Origin of the sequence: Saccharothrix mutabilis subsp. mutabilis, assembly GCF_039521145.1 — a bacterium.
Lineage (GTDB): Bacteria > Actinomycetota > Actinomycetes > Mycobacteriales > Pseudonocardiaceae > Actinosynnema > Actinosynnema mutabilis.
In genome coordinates, this window is the sequence record NZ_BAAABU010000001.1 from 96897 (window position 1) to 113989 (window position 17093).

At 73.3% G+C, this 17093-nt stretch carries 18 protein-coding genes; 6 read left to right on the forward strand and 12 right to left on the reverse strand.

Going from position 1 to position 17093, the window contains the following annotated elements; genetic code table 11:
• The first annotated feature begins 7 nt into the window (after positions 1–7).
• Positions 8–886, forward strand: coding sequence for a GNAT family N-acetyltransferase (locus ABD126_RS00450; protein WP_343931514.1), 879 nt, complete (start codon positions 8–10; stop codon positions 884–886).
• A gap of 38 nt (positions 887–924) precedes the next feature.
• On the opposite strand, the gene ABD126_RS00455 is transcribed toward ABD126_RS00450, so the two are convergent.
• The 5 genes from ABD126_RS00455 to ABD126_RS00475 are packed head-to-tail and all read right to left on the reverse strand — an operon-like array spanning position 925 to position 6535.
• Positions 925–2163, reverse strand: a complete 1239-nt coding sequence (locus tag ABD126_RS00455) for a UDP-glucose dehydrogenase family protein (protein WP_343931515.1) — start codon at positions 2161–2163, stop codon at positions 925–927.
• Positions 2121–3026, reverse strand: a complete 906-nt coding sequence (locus ABD126_RS00460; RefSeq protein WP_343931516.1) for a glycosyltransferase family 9 protein — start codon at positions 3024–3026, stop codon at positions 2121–2123. The genes ABD126_RS00455 and ABD126_RS00460 overlap by 43 nt, the downstream gene beginning before the upstream one ends.
• A complete protein-coding gene (locus tag ABD126_RS00465) occupies positions 3023–3973 on the reverse strand; it encodes a glycosyltransferase family 2 protein (protein ID WP_343931517.1) in 951 nt (316 codons plus the stop codon). The genes ABD126_RS00460 and ABD126_RS00465 overlap by 4 nt, the downstream gene beginning before the upstream one ends.
• Entirely contained in the window at positions 3970–5583 is a 1614-nt protein-coding gene (locus tag ABD126_RS00470) for a carbamoyltransferase family protein (protein WP_343931518.1), read from the reverse strand. The genes ABD126_RS00465 and ABD126_RS00470 overlap by 4 nt, the downstream gene beginning before the upstream one ends.
• Before the next feature lie 31 nt (positions 5584–5614).
• Positions 5615–6535, reverse strand: coding sequence for a UDP-glucuronic acid decarboxylase family protein (locus tag ABD126_RS00475; protein WP_343931519.1), 921 nt, complete (start codon positions 6533–6535; stop codon positions 5615–5617).
• Between the two features lie 75 nt (positions 6536–6610).
• Between ABD126_RS00475 and ABD126_RS00480 the strand changes: the two genes are divergently transcribed.
• Positions 6611–7444 carry a glycosyltransferase family 2 protein gene (locus ABD126_RS00480; RefSeq protein WP_343931520.1) on the forward strand — a complete coding sequence of 278 codons (834 nt, stop codon included), beginning with the start codon at positions 6611–6613 and terminating at the stop codon, positions 7442–7444.
• A gap of 216 nt (positions 7445–7660) precedes the next feature.
• The gene (locus ABD126_RS00485) at positions 7661–8476 is read left to right on the forward strand and encodes an aldo/keto reductase (RefSeq protein WP_343931521.1); all 816 of its coding nucleotides are present in this window, start codon (positions 7661–7663) and stop codon (positions 8474–8476) included.
• Here ABD126_RS00485 and ABD126_RS00490 read toward each other — a convergent pair.
• A complete protein-coding gene (locus tag ABD126_RS00490; RefSeq protein ID WP_343931522.1) occupies positions 8469–8972 on the reverse strand; it encodes a DUF2087 domain-containing protein in 504 nt (167 codons plus the stop codon). The two genes, ABD126_RS00485 and ABD126_RS00490, sit on opposite strands and share 8 nt — an antisense overlap.
• A gap of 62 nt (positions 8973–9034) precedes the next feature.
• Between ABD126_RS00490 and ABD126_RS00495 the strand changes: the two genes are divergently transcribed.
• Positions 9035–9793, forward strand: coding sequence for a hypothetical protein (locus ABD126_RS00495; RefSeq protein ID WP_343931523.1), 759 nt, complete (start codon positions 9035–9037; stop codon positions 9791–9793).
• On the opposite strand, the gene ABD126_RS00500 is transcribed toward ABD126_RS00495, so the two are convergent.
• The 4 genes from ABD126_RS00500 to ABD126_RS00515 form a co-directional block, all read right to left on the reverse strand.
• A complete protein-coding gene (locus tag ABD126_RS00500) occupies positions 9703–10086 on the reverse strand; it encodes a DUF4383 domain-containing protein (protein WP_343931524.1) in 384 nt (127 codons plus the stop codon). The two genes, ABD126_RS00495 and ABD126_RS00500, sit on opposite strands and share 91 nt — an antisense overlap.
• 194 nt (positions 10087–10280) lie before the next feature.
• A complete protein-coding gene (locus ABD126_RS00505) occupies positions 10281–11453 on the reverse strand; it encodes an ABC transporter substrate-binding protein (protein WP_343931525.1) in 1173 nt (390 codons plus the stop codon).
• An 80-nt stretch (positions 11454–11533) separates the two neighbouring features.
• Positions 11534–11686, reverse strand: a complete 153-nt coding sequence (locus ABD126_RS00510) for a hypothetical protein (protein ID WP_343931526.1) — start codon at positions 11684–11686, stop codon at positions 11534–11536.
• A 338-nt stretch (positions 11687–12024) separates the two neighbouring features.
• Entirely contained in the window at positions 12025–12351 is a 327-nt protein-coding gene (locus tag ABD126_RS00515) for a DUF3140 domain-containing protein (protein ID WP_343931527.1), read from the reverse strand.
• 71 nt (positions 12352–12422) lie between these two features.
• Here ABD126_RS00515 and ABD126_RS00520 point away from each other — a divergent pair, with 71 nt between their 5' ends.
• Positions 12423–12641, forward strand: a complete 219-nt coding sequence (locus tag ABD126_RS00520; RefSeq protein ID WP_343931528.1) for a hypervirulence associated TUDOR domain-containing protein — start codon at positions 12423–12425, stop codon at positions 12639–12641.
• On the opposite strand, the gene ABD126_RS00525 is transcribed toward ABD126_RS00520, so the two are convergent.
• Positions 12638–14977 carry a glycoside hydrolase family 65 protein gene (locus ABD126_RS00525; protein ID WP_343931529.1) on the reverse strand — a complete coding sequence of 780 codons (2340 nt, stop codon included), beginning with the start codon at positions 14975–14977 and terminating at the stop codon, positions 12638–12640. The two genes, ABD126_RS00520 and ABD126_RS00525, sit on opposite strands and share 4 nt — an antisense overlap.
• Positions 14974–15687 carry a beta-phosphoglucomutase family hydrolase gene (locus ABD126_RS00530; protein WP_343931530.1) on the reverse strand — a complete coding sequence of 238 codons (714 nt, stop codon included), beginning with the start codon at positions 15685–15687 and terminating at the stop codon, positions 14974–14976. Before ABD126_RS00530 ends, ABD126_RS00525 begins: the two co-directional genes overlap by 4 nt.
• Positions 15688–15748: 61 nt before the next feature.
• On the opposite strand from ABD126_RS00530, the gene ABD126_RS00535 reads away from it, so the two are divergent.
• The gene (locus ABD126_RS00535; protein ID WP_343931531.1) at positions 15749–17053 is read left to right on the forward strand and encodes an NAD(P)/FAD-dependent oxidoreductase; all 1305 of its coding nucleotides are present in this window, start codon (positions 15749–15751) and stop codon (positions 17051–17053) included.
• The last annotated feature ends 40 nt before the right edge of the window (positions 17054–17093 follow it).

The following is a 17093-nucleotide window of genomic DNA, read 5'->3' on the forward strand; positions in this document are numbered from 1 at the left end:
GTGGTGTGTGATCACCGCCGTGGCGATCGTGATGAGCACGCCGGACGTCAACGGCCTGGACGAGGCCGTGGACGCGCTGGGGGAGTGGCAGGTCGAGGGCGCGCCCATGCAACTGCACCCGGGCGACCTGGGCTGGTACCGGCGGTTCGGCGCGGAGGCGACGGCCGCCGCGGTCCGGACGTGGCGCCGGGACGGGCGCGTCCTCGCCGTCGGCCTGCTCGACGGCCCCGACCTGCTGCGCGTCACCACCGCGCCGGACGTGCGGCGGGACGCGGAACTGGCCGACCGCCTGGTGGAAGACCTCACCGACGCCGGGCGCGGCGTGCTGCCGGACGGCCGGGTGAGCGTCGAAGCGCCGGTGGACGCGCTGCTCCAAGACCTCCTGCCCGACCACGGCTGGGTCGCCGGCGAGCCGTGGACGCCCCTGCGCCGCGACCTGTCCGCGCCCGTCGAGGACCCCGGCGTGCGGATCGAGGTGGTCGGGCCGGAGCGGGCCCCGCTGTGGGCCGCCGTGATCCGGGCGTCGTTCGACCGCTCGACCTTCACCGAGCAGCGCTGGCACGCGATGGCGCAAGGCTCGCCCTACCGCGATGCCCGGTGCCTGCTGGCCCACGACACCCGGGACAACGCCGTGGCGGCCGTGCTGGTGTGGTCGGCCGGTCCCGGCAAGCCCGGCCTGCTCGAACCGATGGGCACGCACCGGGACCACCGCGGGCACGGCCACGGCAAGGCGGTCAACCTCGCCGCCGCGGCCGCGCTCCAGCGGATGGGCTCGTCCAGCGCGCTCGTCTGCACCCCCAGCTCCAACGTCGGCGCGGTCGCCACCTACCGGTCGGCCGGCTTCCGCCCGCGCCCGGAGGTGCGCGACCTGACCAGGCCCGCCTGACGGCCCGGCGTCAACGGCCCGGTGTCAACGGCCCGGCGTCAACGGCCCAGGGCCACGAGCTGGAACCCGCTCTCGGTGACCTTGTCCGCGGGCAACAGGTTGCGCGTGTCCACGATGACCGGCCGGGACATGCCGGCGGCCAGCGCGGGCCAGTCCAGCTCGGCGAACTCCGGCCACTCGGTCAGCACCACCAGCGCGGCGGCGTTCCGGGCGGCCGACAGCGGCGAGTCGGTGACGCGCACCGGCCCGGCGTCGTGGTCCACGCACGGGTCGTAGCCGGTCAGCACCGCGCCCTCCGCCGCGAGCAGTGCGGCCACCGCCAGCGCGGGGGAGTCCCGCAGGTCGTCGGTGCCGGCCTTGAACGTCAGGCCCAGCAACCCGATCCGCGCGCCGCGCAACGGGCCCGCCGCCGCGCGGACCTTCTCCACCACGCGGTGCGCCTGGCGCTCGTTGGTGTCGATCGTCGCGCGCAGCAACGAGAAGTCCACGTGCTTCTCGTCCGAAGTGGACAGCAACGCCTTGGTGTCCTTGGGGAAGCACGAGCCGCCCCACCCCGGTCCGGGCCGCAGGAACGCCGACCCGATCCGCTCGTCCAGCCGCATGCCCTCGGTGACGTCCTCGATGTCCGCGCCCGCCTGCTCGCACAGCTCGGCCAGGCTGTTGACGTAGGACAGCTTCATGGCCAGGAAGCAGTTGCTGGCGTACTTCACCAGCTCGGCGCTGGCCCGGTCGGTCACCAGGGCGGGCGCGTTGGGGTAGAGGGCGACGACGCGGCGCGCCGGTTCCTCCTCACCGCCCACGACGATCCGCTGCGGGCGCAGGAAGTCGTCCACCGCGTGGCCCTCGCGCAGGAACTCCGGGTTGGACACCACGGGCACCCGCACGTCGGCGGCGATCCGGTCGGCCGTGCCGGGCGGCACGGTGGACTTCACCACCAGCACGCAGTCGCTCAGCTCGGTCTCGGCGAGCACCGCGTCCACCGCGCTCAGGTCGGCCGCGCCGTCCTCGCCGGTGGGCGTGGGCACGCACAGGAACACGAAGTCCACCCCGGTCAGCGCGGGGCCGTTGCCCAGCACGAAGTCCAGGGTCCCGTCCGCCACGCCGTCGGCGACCAGCTCCGCCAGGCGCGGCTCGTGCGCGGTCACCTCGGCCCGCCGCAGCGCCGCCACCTTGCCCGCGTCCACGTCCGCGCACACCACCTCGTGACCGAGGTGGGCGAAGCAGGCGGCGGTGGTCAGACCGACATAGCCCGCGCCGATGACACCGATCCGGGCCACGACACACCTCCCAACGCCGTCAGGACTTCCTCGACGGTGATCTCCAGCAGGCCGGGGTCGGGTTCGTCGGCGAAGGTGTCGCCGGTCCGACCGCGCCACAGGACCTTGTGGGGCCCGGACCGCGGGCCCCAGTGCTCGGGCGACACCGGGCCGAACAGCAGGACCGACGGCGTGCCGTAGGCGGTGGCGACGTGCGCGACACCCGTGTCGCCGCACACCACCGCCCGCGCGCCCGCCACCAGGTCCAGCAGCTCGCCGAGCGAACCGATCTGGACGCGCCCCGCGCCGGCCGACGCCACGGCCCGCACCAGCCCGGCCTCGCCGGGGCTGCCGGTGACCACGACGTCGGACCCGATCGCCCGCACCACGGCGGCGAACCGCTCCACCGGCCACCGCCGCGCGCCGTGCGAGGCTCCGGGGTGCACGACCACCGGCCCCTTCGCGGGCGCCCGCTCCGGGACGGCCCGCGGGGTCAGGTGCAGGTTCTCCGGGTCGGCGGGGATGCCGTAGCGGGCCAGCAGCCGGCACCAGCGGTCGACTTCGTGCTGGTCGTCGCGCCACGGCACGTGCGTCCCGTGCGTGATGAGCCGCTTGGGGCCGGTCACCCGCAGCAGGTCCACGCTGCGCGGCCCGCGGCCGTGCAGGTTCACCGCCAGGTCGGGCTCGCGGTAGTCGATCGGCGCCAGGCCCTCGGTGGGCAGCAGCCGGTCCACCGCCTCGACGCGGTCCACCGCGTCGGACAGCCACGCCGGCGCGGCGAGCGTGATCTCCGCGTCCGGGTACGCCCGCCGCAGCCCGCGCAACGCGGGTATCGCGGTCAACAGGTCGCCCAACCCCAAGGCGCGCAACACCAACACCCTCATGGGCGCACCGCCCGGTGCCTCAGCTCGCCGCGCACCCGGTGGGCGCACGCGGCAGGGGGGATGGCGACGCTGGTCACCACCATGCGCACGACCTCGTCCGGTGTCTTCGGCCCGGGGGCGATGCGTTCCAAGGCGAACTTCGCGGTCAACCCGGCCCACACCGCACCGGTGACCAGCGCCAGCCGCGACCGGAACAGTCCCAACAGGACGGTCAGGCCGAACGTCGCCGTGGTCATCGCGTGGAGGCGCAACCGGCCGGGGTGCCCGCCGATCCGCTCCCGCCAGCCCTCGCCCAGCAACCGGCGCATCAACGCGTCGTCGGCGTTGCCCCGTTGCTGGCGGAGGCTGGCGAAGAAGTCCGACTCCCGCACCGGGTGCGTGGTCCGCCGCGACCCGCGCACGATCCGGTACCCGTGCTCCTGCACCCGCAGCGCCAGCTCCGCGTCCTCCCGGTACGCGCGGGGGAACCGCTCGTCGAACCCGCCCGCGTGCACCAGCGCCGCCCGCCGGTAGGCCATGTCCGCCGTGATCCACTTGGCGTCGGCCAGGCCCGCGGTGCCGCGTTCCCAGTCCGTCGGCGGCCGGTCCTGCGGCAGCGGCACGGTGATGCCGGCCTGCGAGGCGCCCACGTCCAGGTCCGCCGCCTCCAGGTCCGCGGCGAGCTGCTTCTTCCAGTCGTGCGGCGGGACGACGTCGTCGTCCAGGAACGCGATCCACTCGCAGCACGCCGCCCGCCAGCCGACGTTGCGCGCCGCCGCCGGGCCGCGCCCGCCGCTGCGCAGCACGCGCGCCCCGTGCGTGGGCGGCAGGGGACCGGGGTCGCGCCGGTCGTCCACGACGATCACCTCGCGCGGCGGCGGCCCGGAGCCGTGCTCCAAGGCGTCGAGCACCACGCTCAGGCTCGCCCGGCCGACGGTCGGGATCACCACGGCGTAATCGGGACTCATCGCCGCACCACGAACTTCCCGATCGCCAACAGGTCCACCGGCGAGGAGCCGAAGCACTCCAGCGCGTCGCGCGGGTCGTCCACCATCGGCCGCCCCGCGGTGTTCAGGCTGGTGTTGACGATCACCGGCACGCCCGTGCGCGCCGCGAAACCCTCCAGCACCCGCGCCACCAGCGGTTCGGTGGCCGGGTCCACGGTCTGCACCCGCGCGGTGCCGTCCACGTGGACGACCGCGGGGATGCGGTCCCGCCACTCCGGGCGCACGTCGTGCACGAAGAGCATGTAGGGACTGGGCAACGGGCCTCGGGTGAACAGCTCGGACGCGCGGTCCGCGAGCACCATCGGCGCGATCGGCCGGAACTGCTCACGGCCCTTCACGTCGTTCATGCGCTCCAGGTTCTCGGCGTAGCAGGGGTTCGCTAGCAGCGAGCGGCGGCCCAACGCGCGCGGGCCGTACTCGCTGCGACCCTGGAACCACGCCACGACCCGGTTCTCCGCCAACGCCCGCGCGACCTCCTCGGCCACGTCCGCGGGCTCCTCGTAGGAGATCTTGGCCCGCTTCAGGTACTCCTCGATCTCGTCGTCGGTCCAGCCGCGCCCGAGGTCCGCGCCCGGCATCGCGGCGGCGGGCTCACCGGCCTCCGCCACCACGTGCAGCGCCGCGCCCAGCGCGGTGCCCGAGTCACCGGCCGCCGGCTGCACCCACACCTCGTCGAACGGCCCCTCGGCGAAGATCCGCGTGTTCGCCACGCAGTTCAGCGCCACACCGCCGGCCATCGTCAGCCGCCGCTGCCCGGTGCGGTCGTGCAGCCAGCGCACCAGGTCAAGCAGCACCTCCTCCAGCCGCACCTGCACGCTGGCGGCCAGTTCGGCGTGCTCACGGGTCATCTCGTCGTCGGCCCCGCGCCGCTTGGCCAGCGTCGCCCAGTCCACCGGCGTGATGTGGAAACCGCCGTCCTCGGTGGCCTTGATGTGCTCGCGCATCAGGTCCAGGTGCACGGGCTTGGCGTAGGAGGCCAGCGCCATCACCTTGTACTCGTCGCTGGAGCGCAGGAAACCCAGGTGCTCGGTCAGGTCCTCGTAGAGCAGGCCCAGCGAGTGCGGCAGCTTCTGCGCGGCCAGCGTCTCCAGCCGGTGCCCGCGGTAGCTGCCCGCCAGGTGCGACCCGCACTCACCGCGCCCGTCGGACACCAGCACCGCGCAGTCGCCGTCGAACGGCGCGGCCAGGCCCGTGGAACCGGCGTGGGCCGCGTGGTGCGGCACGAACCGCACGATGCCCGGGTCCAGGCCCGGCAGCGCGGTGGCCAGGAACTGGGGCGCGCGGCGGGCGTACTCCGTGCGCAGGTCCTCCCACGGCACGTCGTTCGGCTCGACCAGCGACGGGTCGTACGAGTACGCGACGGCGTCCAGGTCGCCCGGCGACAGGCCCGCGTGCGCGAGGCACCAGCGGGCCGCCTGCTCCGGCAGCTCCCACGCCGAGAACGGCACCGGTCGCTTGCCGTGTTTGCGCCGGGAGAACCGTTCCTCCTCGGCGGCGGCCACGATGCGTCCGTCCACGACGAGCGCCGCGGCGGGGTCGTGGAAGATCGCGTTGATCCCGAGCACGCGCACGGTCGTCCCCTTTCCTGTGGTTGGCTGGCGACTACCCGACGAGATGTCGGTCAAACGAGCGGCGGAGGCCCTCGGCGAGGTCGATCCGGGGTTCCCAGCCCAGGACCTCGCGGGCCAGGGAGATGTCCGGGCGGCGGCGGCGCGGGTCGTCCTGCATGGGCTCGACGTGCCGGATCTCCGACTCGCTGCCGCACACCTCGACGACCCGGCGCGCGACCTCCAGGACGGTGACCTCCTCGGGGTTGCCCAGGTTGACCGGGCCGGGGTGGTCGCTGTGGGCCATGGCGACCAGACCGCGGACCAGGTCGTCCACGTGGCACAGCGACCTGGTCTGGCTGCCGTCGCCGTGGACGGTGAGCGGTTCGCCGGCCAGGGCCTGGCTGAAGAACGTGGGGATCATCCGACCGTCGTCGGTGCGCATGCGCGGGCCGTAGGTGTTGAAGATCCGCACGATGCCGGTGTCCGTGCCGTACTCCCGGCGAAACGCGCAGGTCAGGGCTTCACCGAAGCGCTTGGCCTCGTCGTAGACGCTGCGCGGGCCGATGGGGTTGACGTTGCCCCAGTAGGTTTCCCTCTGCGGGTGTTCGAGGGGGTCGCCGTAGACCTCGCTGGTGGAGGCGATGACGATGCGCGCGTTCTTGCGCTTGGCCAGCTCCAGCGCGTGCAACGTGCCCAGGCCGCCTGATTTCATGGTGCCGACGGGGTCGCGCAGGTAGTCGACGGGCGAGGCCGGGCAGGCCAGGTGCATCACCAGGTCGACCGGTCCGAGCAGGTCCAGCGGCTTCGACACGTCCGCCACGACCAGCCCGACGCCCTCGGGCACGTTGTCCGGCGACCCGGTGCGGAAGTCGTCCACGCAGGTGACCGCCGTGCCGCGCTTGAGCAGCGCTGCGCAGACGTGCGAACCCAGGAACCCGGCGCCACCGGTCACGACCGCTCGTTCGAAGCCCATGTCGAGGAGCTACCCGTGGATCGGGGGTGTAACCACTTGTCGCCCGGGTAGTACCCGGCGGTGGAGGGGACAACGGTGGTGATCGCCACGCGCGACCGCGTGGCGGACTTGACGCGCACCCTGGAGCGGTTGGCCGGGCTGGAGGTGCCGATCGTCGTCGTGGACAACGGCTCGTCCGACGACACCGCGCGCCGGGCCGCTCGATTCCCGAACGTGCGCGTTCTGCCATTGGGCCGCAATTTCGGCGCGATCGCCCGCAACCACGGCGTTCAGGCCGCCCGTACACCGTACGTGGCTTTCTGCGACGACGACTCGTGGTGGTCCCCGGACGCTCTCCACCACGCGGAGAAGCTGTTCGAGGCCCACCCGCGCCTGGGCTTGATCGCCGCCCGCACCGTCATCGAACCGGATGGCCGCGAGGACCCCATCTGCTCCGAAATGGCGTCCTCGCCCCTGGGGCGCGCCCACGACCTGCCCGGCCCGAGCGTCTTCGGCTTCCTGTGCTGCGCGGCGGTGGTCAGGCGCCGGGCCTTCCTGGACGTGGGCGGCTTCCACCCCCTGCTGTTCTTCCGGGGCGAGGAGCGGCTGTTCTCGTGGGACCTGGCGGCGGCGGGCTGGGCCTGCGCGTACGTGGACTCGGTCACCGCCCACCACCAGCCGTCCCCGTCCCGGGCGTCGCCGGCGGCCGGCCGGACCCGGGAACTGCGCAACGACCTGCTGACCACCTGGCTGCGCCGCCCACCCGGCGTGGCGCTGCGGGCGACCCTGGCCCTGGGCCGCCAGGCCCTGACCACCCCACCCGCTCGCCGGGCCTTCGCGGAGGCCCTGCACCGCCTCCCCGCGGCCCTGCGCGACCGGCGCCGCCTGCCTCCGCCGGTGGAACGCGAAGTAGCCCGAATGTCGCAGTGAAGGACTCCGCGGGCCGCCTGACGAGGGCGGGTCAGCAGGCCAGGGCGGACTGTTCGACCAGGGTCGTCCATGCGGTACCACGATGCCGTGGGCCTGCGCGAACCAGCGAGGATGCGCCGCGCGGGCAGGTCCGCCACCCCCTTCGCGGCGGGCACGTCCAAGGGGTCAACGCCGTCCAGGACGTGGGAGTCGTTGACAGCGGGCATCATGGTGAGAATGACGAACACCATCACCCTCAACAACGGCGTCACCATGCCGCAACTCGGTTTCGGCGTCTTCCAGGTGTCCACAGAGGACACCGAGGCGGCCGTGCGGGAGGCGCTCCGCACCGGTTACCGCAGCATCGACACCGCCGCCATCTACGGCAACGAGGAACCCGTCGGACGGGCGATCCAGGACCACCCCCGCGACGAGCTGTTCATCACCACCAAGCTGTGGAACTCCGACCAGGGCTACGACGAGGCCCTCCGCGCGTTCGACGCGAGCCTCGCCCGCCTCGGCCTCGACCGGCTCGACCTCTACCTCATCCACTGGCCCGCCCCGGCCCGCGACCGCTACGTCGACAGCTGGCGCGCCCTGGGCAAGCTCCTCGCCGACGGCCGCGTCCGGGCGATCGGCGTCTCCAACTTCCAACCGGCCCACGTCGAACGGGTGGTCGACGCGACCGGCACCGTGCCCGCCGTCAACCAGGTCGAGCTGCACCCCCGCCTCCAGCAGGCCGAGCTGCGCGCCTTCCACGCCGAGCACGGCATCGCCACCGAGGCGTGGAGCCCGCTGGCCCAGGGCGGTGACCTGCTGCGCGACGACGTGCTCACCGCCGTCGCCGCCAAGCACGGCCGCACCCCGGCTCAGGTCGTGCTGCGCTGGCACCTCCAGCTCGGCAACGTCGTCATCCCCAAGTCGGTCACGCCCAGCCGCATCGCGGAGAACTTCGCCGTGTTCGACTTCGAACTCGACCAGTCCGACCTGGACCGGATCGCGTCCCTCGACCGGGGCGAGCGCATCGGGCCCGACCCCGACCGGTTCAACTGACCTCGACCGGGCCGCCGGAGCGCCAGTACTCGCCGTCGGCCCGGTCCAGCAGGCCCTCGTCGACCAGGTGGCGCCGCACGGCCACGTGGTCGACCTCGCCGCCTTCACACCGCTCGCGCAGCGTCTCGGTCACCTCGCGCTCGGCGTAGCGGCGACCCGGCTCGAACACCACGACGACCCGTTCCAGCACCTCGCGCCGGCGCCCGCGCTGTGCCGGCAGCTTGAGCAGCCGTCCGTCCCTCAGGAACGGATCCTCCCGCGGCCGCTCCACGCGGGCCGCGTGCGTGAAGACCTCCTCCCGCAGGACCAGCACCTCGCCGTAGGCTTCCACCAATCCCGCGGTGCGGAGTTTGCGCAGCGCCCGGTCCACCACGCGGTTGTCCAAACGGGTCGCTTCGGTGATCTCCGTAACGTTGCGGGCACCCAGGACCAGTGCGGCCACCACGCGCAACCGGTCTGGACCGGCGAGGAGTCCGATCAGCGCATCAGGGGTCACGCTTAGAGCTAACCGAAGCCGGCGCTCTGGTGCACGCGGTTTTCGGGCGGACCTTAATACCCGTGCGCACTGATCACCTCTTCCCGATGGCGTCCGTGGAGCCGGTTTTCGGCATGCCCACCGAGAACGCCCGAAAGTTCCAGCAGGTGGCCGCGGAGCAGGACCTCGTCATCGACGTGCGGGCCACCAACCCGCACGCCGTGGCGTGGCTGCGCGACGGCGCGTTGCCCAAGCCCGAGGCCGTGAAGGCCAAGACCATCGACGACCTGGACGTCCGCCTGGGCGCCCGGCACCGCTACCGGGGCCTGGTCGGCTTCTTCCGGCCCCGGTTACCCCGCTACGGGGTCACCGACCGCTTGCTGAAGCGCTTCACCCAGCGCAGCGACGAGTTCGACCACCTCGGCCCCAAGATGGCGTTGCTGGAACAGCTCGGTGAATACCTCGTGCGCGACGGCGTCGTGCACGGCTACGACCGGCGCGGGGTGCTGCGGCCCCTGACCGGCGACCACGACGTGTTCGACATCCACGCCTCCGGCGGCCTGCCGCTGACCGGCCGCCGCTACGACCGCGCCGTGGCCACGATGATCGACCTCGACATGGGCGTCACCCACGGCGCCCACATGTACTGGCGGCCCACCACCGCGGCGGACCGCGTGATGTTCGAGTCGATCGCCCACAGCAGCAGCCCCAAGCTGCGCTTCCACCCCGACGGCACGATGACCGCGGGCGACTACCGCCGGGTCACCGCCGGCACCAGCGCGATCACCAGGCCCGCGAGCGCGGACCGCCCGTTGGCGGCCGTCTCCAGCGTGGGCAGTTGAAGCCAGGTGGTGGAGGTGTCGACGCCGTCGAGGTAGAGCTTGCCGTAGACCATGAGCAGCGCGATGCCGTACAGGCGGGCGTACCGGTGCTTCCACGCCAGCGCGATCCCGACCAGCCCCGTGCACACGTGCAGGGCCTGGTGGCCCGCGCTCATCGGGAGGATCGGCACCAGTGCGAAGACGAGCTGGAGCGACCCGACGACCAGCGCGAGCAGCTGGGCGCGGGTCATCGACGGGCGCGTGGTGGTGTCGCCCTTCTCGACCTTGTCCTTCACCGGTGCCTCTTTCCGCATGCGACCCGGATACCCCGGTCGTCGCGGGGCGACGCCCGAGACCGGATACCTTGCCCTGCGCCACGCACGGATGTCCCCCCTATCGGGGGTGTCGTCGGTGAACGGTGGTCGGGCTGGTGTGAACGGCTCGGGGTCCGCGTTTTTCGGCTCCACAGACCGGTTTGCTGCACATGATCTGCAATTCGCCGCCGCCGTCAGCGCAGCAGCGGGTCGAGGCGGGGCTTGGCGTCGGCCGCCGCGTCGGCCGGCGGGCGGCCCTCGTGCAGGACCGCGCGCAGCATCGCGGACAGCTCCGCCGAGACCTCGGGGTGGCGCGGCGTGTAGGGGGAGCGGGCGGAGGCGAGCTGGGTGGTGAACGCGCCGAGGTTGGGGTCCCACTGCCACCCCGGGTCGGCGGCGGTGTCCGACCGGTTGGGCACCGCCTGCAGGGCCGCGCCGAACTCGGTGGCGTTGTCGGGCTGCTCGGCCAGCCACCGCAGCACCTCCCACGCCCGGTCGGCGTGCGGGCTGCCGGCGCCCACCACCCACGCCTCGCCGCGCACCAGGGACGCGGTGCCGGCGGGGCCCGCGGGCAGGGGCGCGGCGCCCCAGTCGAGACCGGCCGCGTTCAGCGCGGGCACGGCGCGCGGGCCGTTCACCGTCATGGCGCACCGCCCCTGGGTGAACGCCGTGGTCGCGTCGGCGCTGGACCACCGCAGGGAGTCGGGGTGGGCGCCCGTGAGCAAAGAGTCCACAAAGGACAGTGCGTCGACCGCTCCGGTGACGTCCCGCACGTCGCCGCCCGCCTGCCACAGGAACGGCAGGAACGTGCCGGTCAGGTCGTCGCCCGCCCCGGCGGCCAGGCACAGGCCCCACCGGCCCGCCCCGGTCAGCGACTGCGCGGTGACCCGCAGGTCCGCCCACGTCGCGGGCGGTCCGGCGACGCCGCCGGCGGCGAGCAGGTCCCGGTTGTAGAGCAGGACCGGGGTGTCGGTGCGCAGCGGCACGCCGTAGTAGCGGCCGGCGGAGCGGACGCTGTCCCGCGCGGGCTCGACGAACGGCAGGTCCCACCCCTGGAACCGCCCGCTCAGGTCGGTCAGGGCGGAGGCGGCGGCCAGGCGGGGCAGGGCGGCGACGTCCACGGCGGCGATGTCGGGCCGGGGTCCGCGCGCCAGGCGCTCTTCCAGCTCGGCGCGCGGCACGGCGGTCCGCTCGATCTCCACGTGCGGGTGCGCCGCGCGGTAGCGGGCGATGAGCGCCTCGACGGCCTGGTCGGCGACGGGGGAGTGGTCGAGGTGGTCCCACCAGGTCAGGGTCACCCGCTCGGGAGGCGCGGCCGTGCACGCCGCCAGCAGGAAGACCGCCGTGAGCACCGCCCGCACGCGCATGCCGCTCCACCTTCCCCACAGGCGGCGGCCCTGGTCACGTCACCAGTCGTACTACCCCCGCGCGCGGCGGGGTGTCAAGATCACGCATTCGTGCGACCGCGGGGCTGCGGCTCGGCGGGTCCGGCGGGCTCGGGAGCGACGACGGGTTCGGGCCCGGGCCGGTCCAGGGCGCTGAGGTCGAGGTCGGCGAGGTACGTCGCCGCCAGCTCGTCGTAGATCGGTGTTCCGCTCACACCCGGGGATACTGACCGGCGGACCGCCCGCGCGCTGGACATCTCACCTGTGTGGGTTACCCATTTTCAGGTGAAACCCGCAGATCTGCGGTAACGATCCCCGTCGCGCGGGATGCCACGACCCCCGGGACGAAGTGGACGGTCGCGGTGTGGTGCGATACGGCGGTCGCGCGTCCCCATTGCCATTCCGAATGGTCCCATGGGGAAATCCCCGGCACCGCGCGTAACGGGGGCGCCGGCGCGCGACGATGATGGCGTAGGCGGCCACAGCCCCCCTGGGCCGCCTGCAAGTCCCGGTCAGGGCTCCCCTCCCCCCGAGGAGCCCTGGCCGGGCGTCTTCACCGCTTCAACGGGTCGTGGCCCCAGTTCATCAGCGAGTACCGCCACGCCGAGTCCTCGACGTCCTTGGGCCGCTGCGCGAGGTGCCGGTGCACGTACCCGACCACCTTGCGCATGTGGGCGTAGTCGTCGTCGCTGAGGTCGTCCTTCTTGGTGCGCAGCAACCGCACGATGCGGCGCCCGGAGGCGTGCCCGGTGGACTCGTCGCCACCGTCCTTCTGCCCCACGGCCCGCGACTCGTCCGTGCCGAGCCAGTCCTCCAACTCCGATGCGGTGAGGTTGACCGCCTCGGAGAACTCGTCCCTGATCCGCTGGTGCTCGTCCATGACCCCTCCGTTGGTTCCCCTGGTGGAGCGGGTACCCGTGGGGCACCGGAAGATTCGGCGGAGGAGAAGTCATGGGCGAAACGTTCCGCAAGGGCGACGAAGTCGAGTGGAAGTCGCACGGCAGCACCACCCACGGCAAGGTCGAGGAGAAGATCACCGAGGACACCGAGGCCGCCGGCCGGAAGGTGAAGGCCTCCAAGGACGACCCGCAGTACCGCGTGCGCAGCGCGAAGAGCGGCCGGGACGCGGTGCACAAGCCGTCGGCGCTGCGCCCCCACAAGGGCGACTAGGGCCTCGGCTCCCGGCGCACCGGTTCGCGGCCGTGCGGCTGGCGCACCTCCGGCGGCGTGGGCGGCTCGGGGATCGGGAGGGTGAGCGGCGTGCCGGGTTCCACCACGATCGGCTTGCCGTGGTGCTCGGTGCGCAGCGCGCCGCCCGACACGATCCGGTACGTCGCCTCCTCCCGGCCGACCGTCACGCACAACCGCGTGCCCCGGTAGGACATGCGGAACGCCATCCGCGCCAGGCTCGGTGGCAGGCGGGGCGCGAAGGTCAGCCCCGAGTGGTCGCGCATGCCGCCGAACCCGGCGACCACCGCGATCCAGGCGCCCGCCAGCGACGCCATGTGCAGTCCGTTGTGGACGTTGTGGTGCAGGTCGTGCAGGTCGGTGAACGCCGCCTCGGCCAGGTAGTCCCAGGCCAGCTCCAGCGCGCCCACCTCGGCCGCCAGCACCGACTGCGTGCCCGCCGACAACGACGAGTCCCGCACGGTCCGGGCCTCGTAGTAGGCGAAGTTCGCGGCCTTCTGCTCGGGGGTGAACACGTCACCGCGCACGTGCATGGCCAGGACCAGGTCCGCCTGCTTGACCACCTGCTTGCGGTAGAGGTCGAAGTACGGCTTGGACAGCAGCAACGGGTACTCGTCCTCGGCGGTGCGCGCGAAGTCCCACTCCGCGTGGGCGGTGAACCCCTCGGCCTGCTGGTGCACGCCCAGCAGCTCGTCGAACGGCACCAGCATCTTGTCCGCCGCCAGCCGCCACGCCCGCACCTCCTCGGGCTTGACGCCCAGGTCACCGGCCTTCTCGGGGTGCCGTTCGGCCGCCAGCGCCGCCTCCCGCAGGTTCTTCTGCGCGATCAGGTTGGTGTAGACGTTGTTGTCCACGATCGCCGAGTACTCGTCCGGGCCGGTCACGCCGTCGACGCGGAACCCGTCGTGCTGGTCGTGGTGGCCCAGCGACATCCACAGCCGCGCGGTCTCCACCAGCAGTTCCGTGCCGCACTCGCGGTCGAACTCGACGTCGCCGGTGGCCGCGGTGTACTGGGCGACCGCGTGGGCCACGTCGCCGGAGACGTGGAACGCCGCCGTGCCCGCGGGCCAGTACGCCGAGCACTCCGCCCCGTTGATGGACCGCCACGGGAACGCCGCCCCGTGCTGGCCCAGCACCACGGCCCGCTCGCGCGCCTTGGGCAGCGTGGAGTGCCGCCAGCGCAGGGCGTCCCGCGCCGCGTCGGGGACCGTGTAGGTCAGCACCGGCAGCACGAACATCTCGGTGTCCCAGAACGCGTGCCCGTCGTAGCCGGGGCCGGTCAGGCCCTTGCCCGCGATCGCCCGGGTCTCGCCGCGGGCGCCGGCCTGGAGGATGTGGAACAGCGCGAACCGCAGCGCCTGCTGGATCTCCTCGTCGCCGTCCACCTCGATGTCCGCGACCTCCCAGAAGTCGTCCAGGAACGCGCGCTGCTCGCGCAGCAGGCCTTCCCAGCCGGTCTGCCGCGCGCCCGCCAGCGCCGCGTCGACCTGCGCCCGCAGCGCGGGCACCGACCGCTGCGCGGACCAGCCGTAACCGAGGTACTTGGTCAGCCGCAGCGCGCCGCCCGCCGGGACGTCCACGGCGGCGGTGAACCGGGCCAGGTCGCCCTCGGCGTGGATGCCGGTGCGCACGCCGTCGCTGACGTCCAGCTCGTGGTCCATCGCGGCGGCCATGCGCAGGCCCGAGCGCCGGGTGTGGTGCGCCAGCACGGCCCGCGCGCCCTCGGCCCACGCGAAGTCGGCCACCAGCGGCGCGTCCAGCGCGGCGGCCACGCGCGGGTCGCCGCCCCGGTGCTCGACGGGCTCGTTGGCCAGCAGGTCGGACTGCACCACCAGCTGCAGGTCGTCGTGCGGTTCGACGACGTAGTGGATCGCGGCCACGGCGCGCTGGGTGAACGACACGAGCCGCTCGCTGCGCACGGTGATCCGGCGGCCGGTCGGCGACTCCCACTCGGTGTGGCGGCGCAGCGTGCCGGACCGGAAGTCCAGGATCCGTTCGTGGTCCAGCGCGTGGCCGTAGCGCATGTCCAGCGGCTCGTCCTCGACCAGCAGCCGGACGACCTTGCCGTCGGTGACGTTGACGACGGTCTGCCCGGCCTCCGGGTAGCCGTAGCCGCCCTCGCCGTAGGGCAGCGAGTGCTCCTCGTAGAACCCGTTCAGGTAGGTGCCGGGCAGGCCGCGCGGCTCACCCTCGTCCAACGTGCCGCGCATGCCGATGTGCCCGTTGGACAGCGCGAACGTCGACTCCGTCCGCCGCAGGTCGGGCACCGACAGGCCGTGCCAGCGCAACGCCCACGGCTGGATCTCGTAACCGGTCACAGCAGCTCCGCCAAGTCCTCGACCACCACGTCCGCCCCGTTGTCCAGCAGCGCCGCGCGCTGCCCCGCGCGGTCCACGCCCACCACGTACCCGAACCCGCCCGCGCGTCCCGCCGCGACCCCGGCCAACGCGTCCTCGAACACCGCCGCCTGCTCCGGCGCCACGCCCAGCGCTTCGGCGCCGGCCAGGAAGGAGTCCGGCGCGGGCTTGCCGCGCAGCCCGTCCCGGCTGATCACCACGCCGTCCACCAGCGCCTGCACGTACTTCGACAGGTCGGCGGCGTCGAGGACCCGGGTCGCGTTCGCCGAGGAGGTCACCACGCCGACCTTCAGCCTGCCGTGGACGGCGTCGAGGTAGCGGACGGTGCCCGGGTAGGGGGCGACGCCCTCCTGCCGGATGATCGCGTCGATCAGCTCGTTCTTGCGGTTGCCGACGCCGTGGACGGTGTCGCGGTCGGGCGGGTCGTCCGGCGCCCCCTCGGGCAGCGTGATGCCGCGGGAGGCCAGGAACGTGCGCACGCCGTCGTAGCGGGGACGGCCGTCCACGTACTTGATGTAGTCCGATTCGGCGAACGGCGGTTCGCCGCGGGGGCGCAGGAAGTCGTCGAACGTGCGCCGCCACGCGCGGCGGTGCAGCACGGCGGTGCTGGTCAGCACCCCGTCGAGGTCGAAGAGGCAGGCGGTGATCCCGTCGGGCAGCCCGATGCTCATGCCCTCGTGTCTACCCCTTCCCGGCGCGGGGTACCCGGCGGAGGACGGAGGTGGTCGGATCATGGCCAAGCCACGGGTGCTGGTGGTCGGGACGGGGTTCGCGGGCTACCACTGCCTGCGCGCGTTGGAGCGGGCGCTGCCGCCGGACGCGGCCGAGCTGGTGGCGGTGAACCCGACCGACTACATGCTGTACGTCCCGCTGCTGCCGGAGGTGGCGGGCGGCACGCTGGACCCGCGCCGGGTGGCCGTGCCGCTGCGACCCAAGCTGCCCCGGACCCGGCTGGTGCAGGCGCACGCGACCGGGGTGGACCTGGACGCGCGGACCTGCACGGCGGTGGACGTCGAGGGGCGCGAGCAGGTCCTGGAGTGGGACCGGATCGTGCTGACCTCGGGCAGCGTGACCAGGCTGATGTCCATCCCGGGCGTCGCCGAGCACGCCTACGGGTTCAAGTCGGTGGCCGAGGCGGTGTTCCTGCGCGACCACGTCCTGCGCCAGGTGGAACTGGCCGAACAGGCCACCGACCCGGCCGAACGCGCCGCCCGCGCCACGATCGTGGTCGTCGGCGCGGGCTACACCGGCACAGAGCTGGTGGCCCAGGGCCAACAACTCACGGCGGCGGCTCTCAAGGGCCGCCCCGCCGCGCCACCCGTGCGCTGGGTCCTGGTCGACATGGCTCCGCGCGTCCTGCCGGGCCTGGACGAACGCCTGTCCGGGCCGGCTGTGGAGGTCCTGCGCTCGCGCGGGGTCGACGTGCGCTTGAAGACCAGCGTGGCCGAGGTGACGGCGTCGTGCGCGAAACTCACCGACGGCAGCGAGATCCCGGCCAAGACGGTGGTGTGGTGCGTGGGCGTCCGGCCCGATCCCCTGGTCGAGTCGGTGGCCCTGCCGACGGAGAAGGGCCGCCTGGTGGTCCTGGAAGACCTGACCGTGCCGGACCACCCCCACGTCTTCGCGGCAGGCGACGTGGCCGCCGTGCCGGACCTGCACAACGACGGCAAACCCACCCCCATGACCGCCCAACACGCCCAACGCCAGGGCAAACTGGCCGGCCGCAACGTGGCGGCGTCCCTGGGCCACGGCACCCCGGCCCGCTACCGCCACCGGGACCTGGGCTTCGTCGTGGACCTGTCCGGCGGCCAGGCGGTGGCCAACCCGCTGCACGTGCCGCTGACCGGCTGGCCCGCGAAGGTCGTGGCGCGGGGCTACCACCTGCTGGCGCTGCCGGGCAACCGCCTGCGCGTGGCGACCGACTGGCTGACCGAACTGCTGACCCGCCGCCAGGTGGTGCAGTTCGGCCTGGTCCCGGCGTCGGGCGTGCGCCTGGGCGACGCGGACCGCGTGGACGCCGGCCCGGCGCTGCGCTAGCGAGGCCGAATTTCTGTCGGTACCCCGTGCGATCATGGAG

Excerpts from the sequence above, each read along its gene's own strand:
- ABD126_RS00505 (WP_343931525.1), bottom strand. The coding sequence starts at position 11,453 with ATGCGCGTGCGGGCGGTGCTCACGGCGGTCTTCCTGCTGGCGGCGTGC.
- ABD126_RS00535 (WP_343931531.1), top strand. The coding sequence starts at position 15,749 with ATGGCCAAGCCACGGGTGCTGGTGGTCGGGACGGGGTTCGCGGGCTAC.
- ABD126_RS00475 (WP_343931519.1), bottom strand. The coding sequence starts at position 6,535 with ATGGGCTTCGAACGAGCGGTCGTGACCGGTGGCGCCGGGTTCCTGGGT.
- ABD126_RS00530 (WP_343931530.1), bottom strand. The coding sequence starts at position 15,687 with ATGAGCATCGGGCTGCCCGACGGGATCACCGCCTGCCTCTTCGACCTC.
- ABD126_RS00500 (WP_343931524.1), bottom strand. The coding sequence starts at position 10,086 with ATGCGGAAAGAGGCACCGGTGAAGGACAAGGTCGAGAAGGGCGACACC.
- ABD126_RS00515 (WP_343931527.1), bottom strand. The coding sequence starts at position 12,351 with ATGGACGAGCACCAGCGGATCAGGGACGAGTTCTCCGAGGCGGTCAAC.
- ABD126_RS00520 (WP_343931528.1), top strand. The coding sequence starts at position 12,423 with ATGGGCGAAACGTTCCGCAAGGGCGACGAAGTCGAGTGGAAGTCGCAC.
- ABD126_RS00460 (WP_343931516.1), bottom strand. The coding sequence starts at position 3,026 with ATGAGGGTGTTGGTGTTGCGCGCCTTGGGGTTGGGCGACCTGTTGACC.
- ABD126_RS00465 (WP_343931517.1), bottom strand. The coding sequence starts at position 3,973 with ATGAGTCCCGATTACGCCGTGGTGATCCCGACCGTCGGCCGGGCGAGC.
- ABD126_RS00485 (WP_343931521.1), top strand. The coding sequence starts at position 7,661 with ATGACGAACACCATCACCCTCAACAACGGCGTCACCATGCCGCAACTC.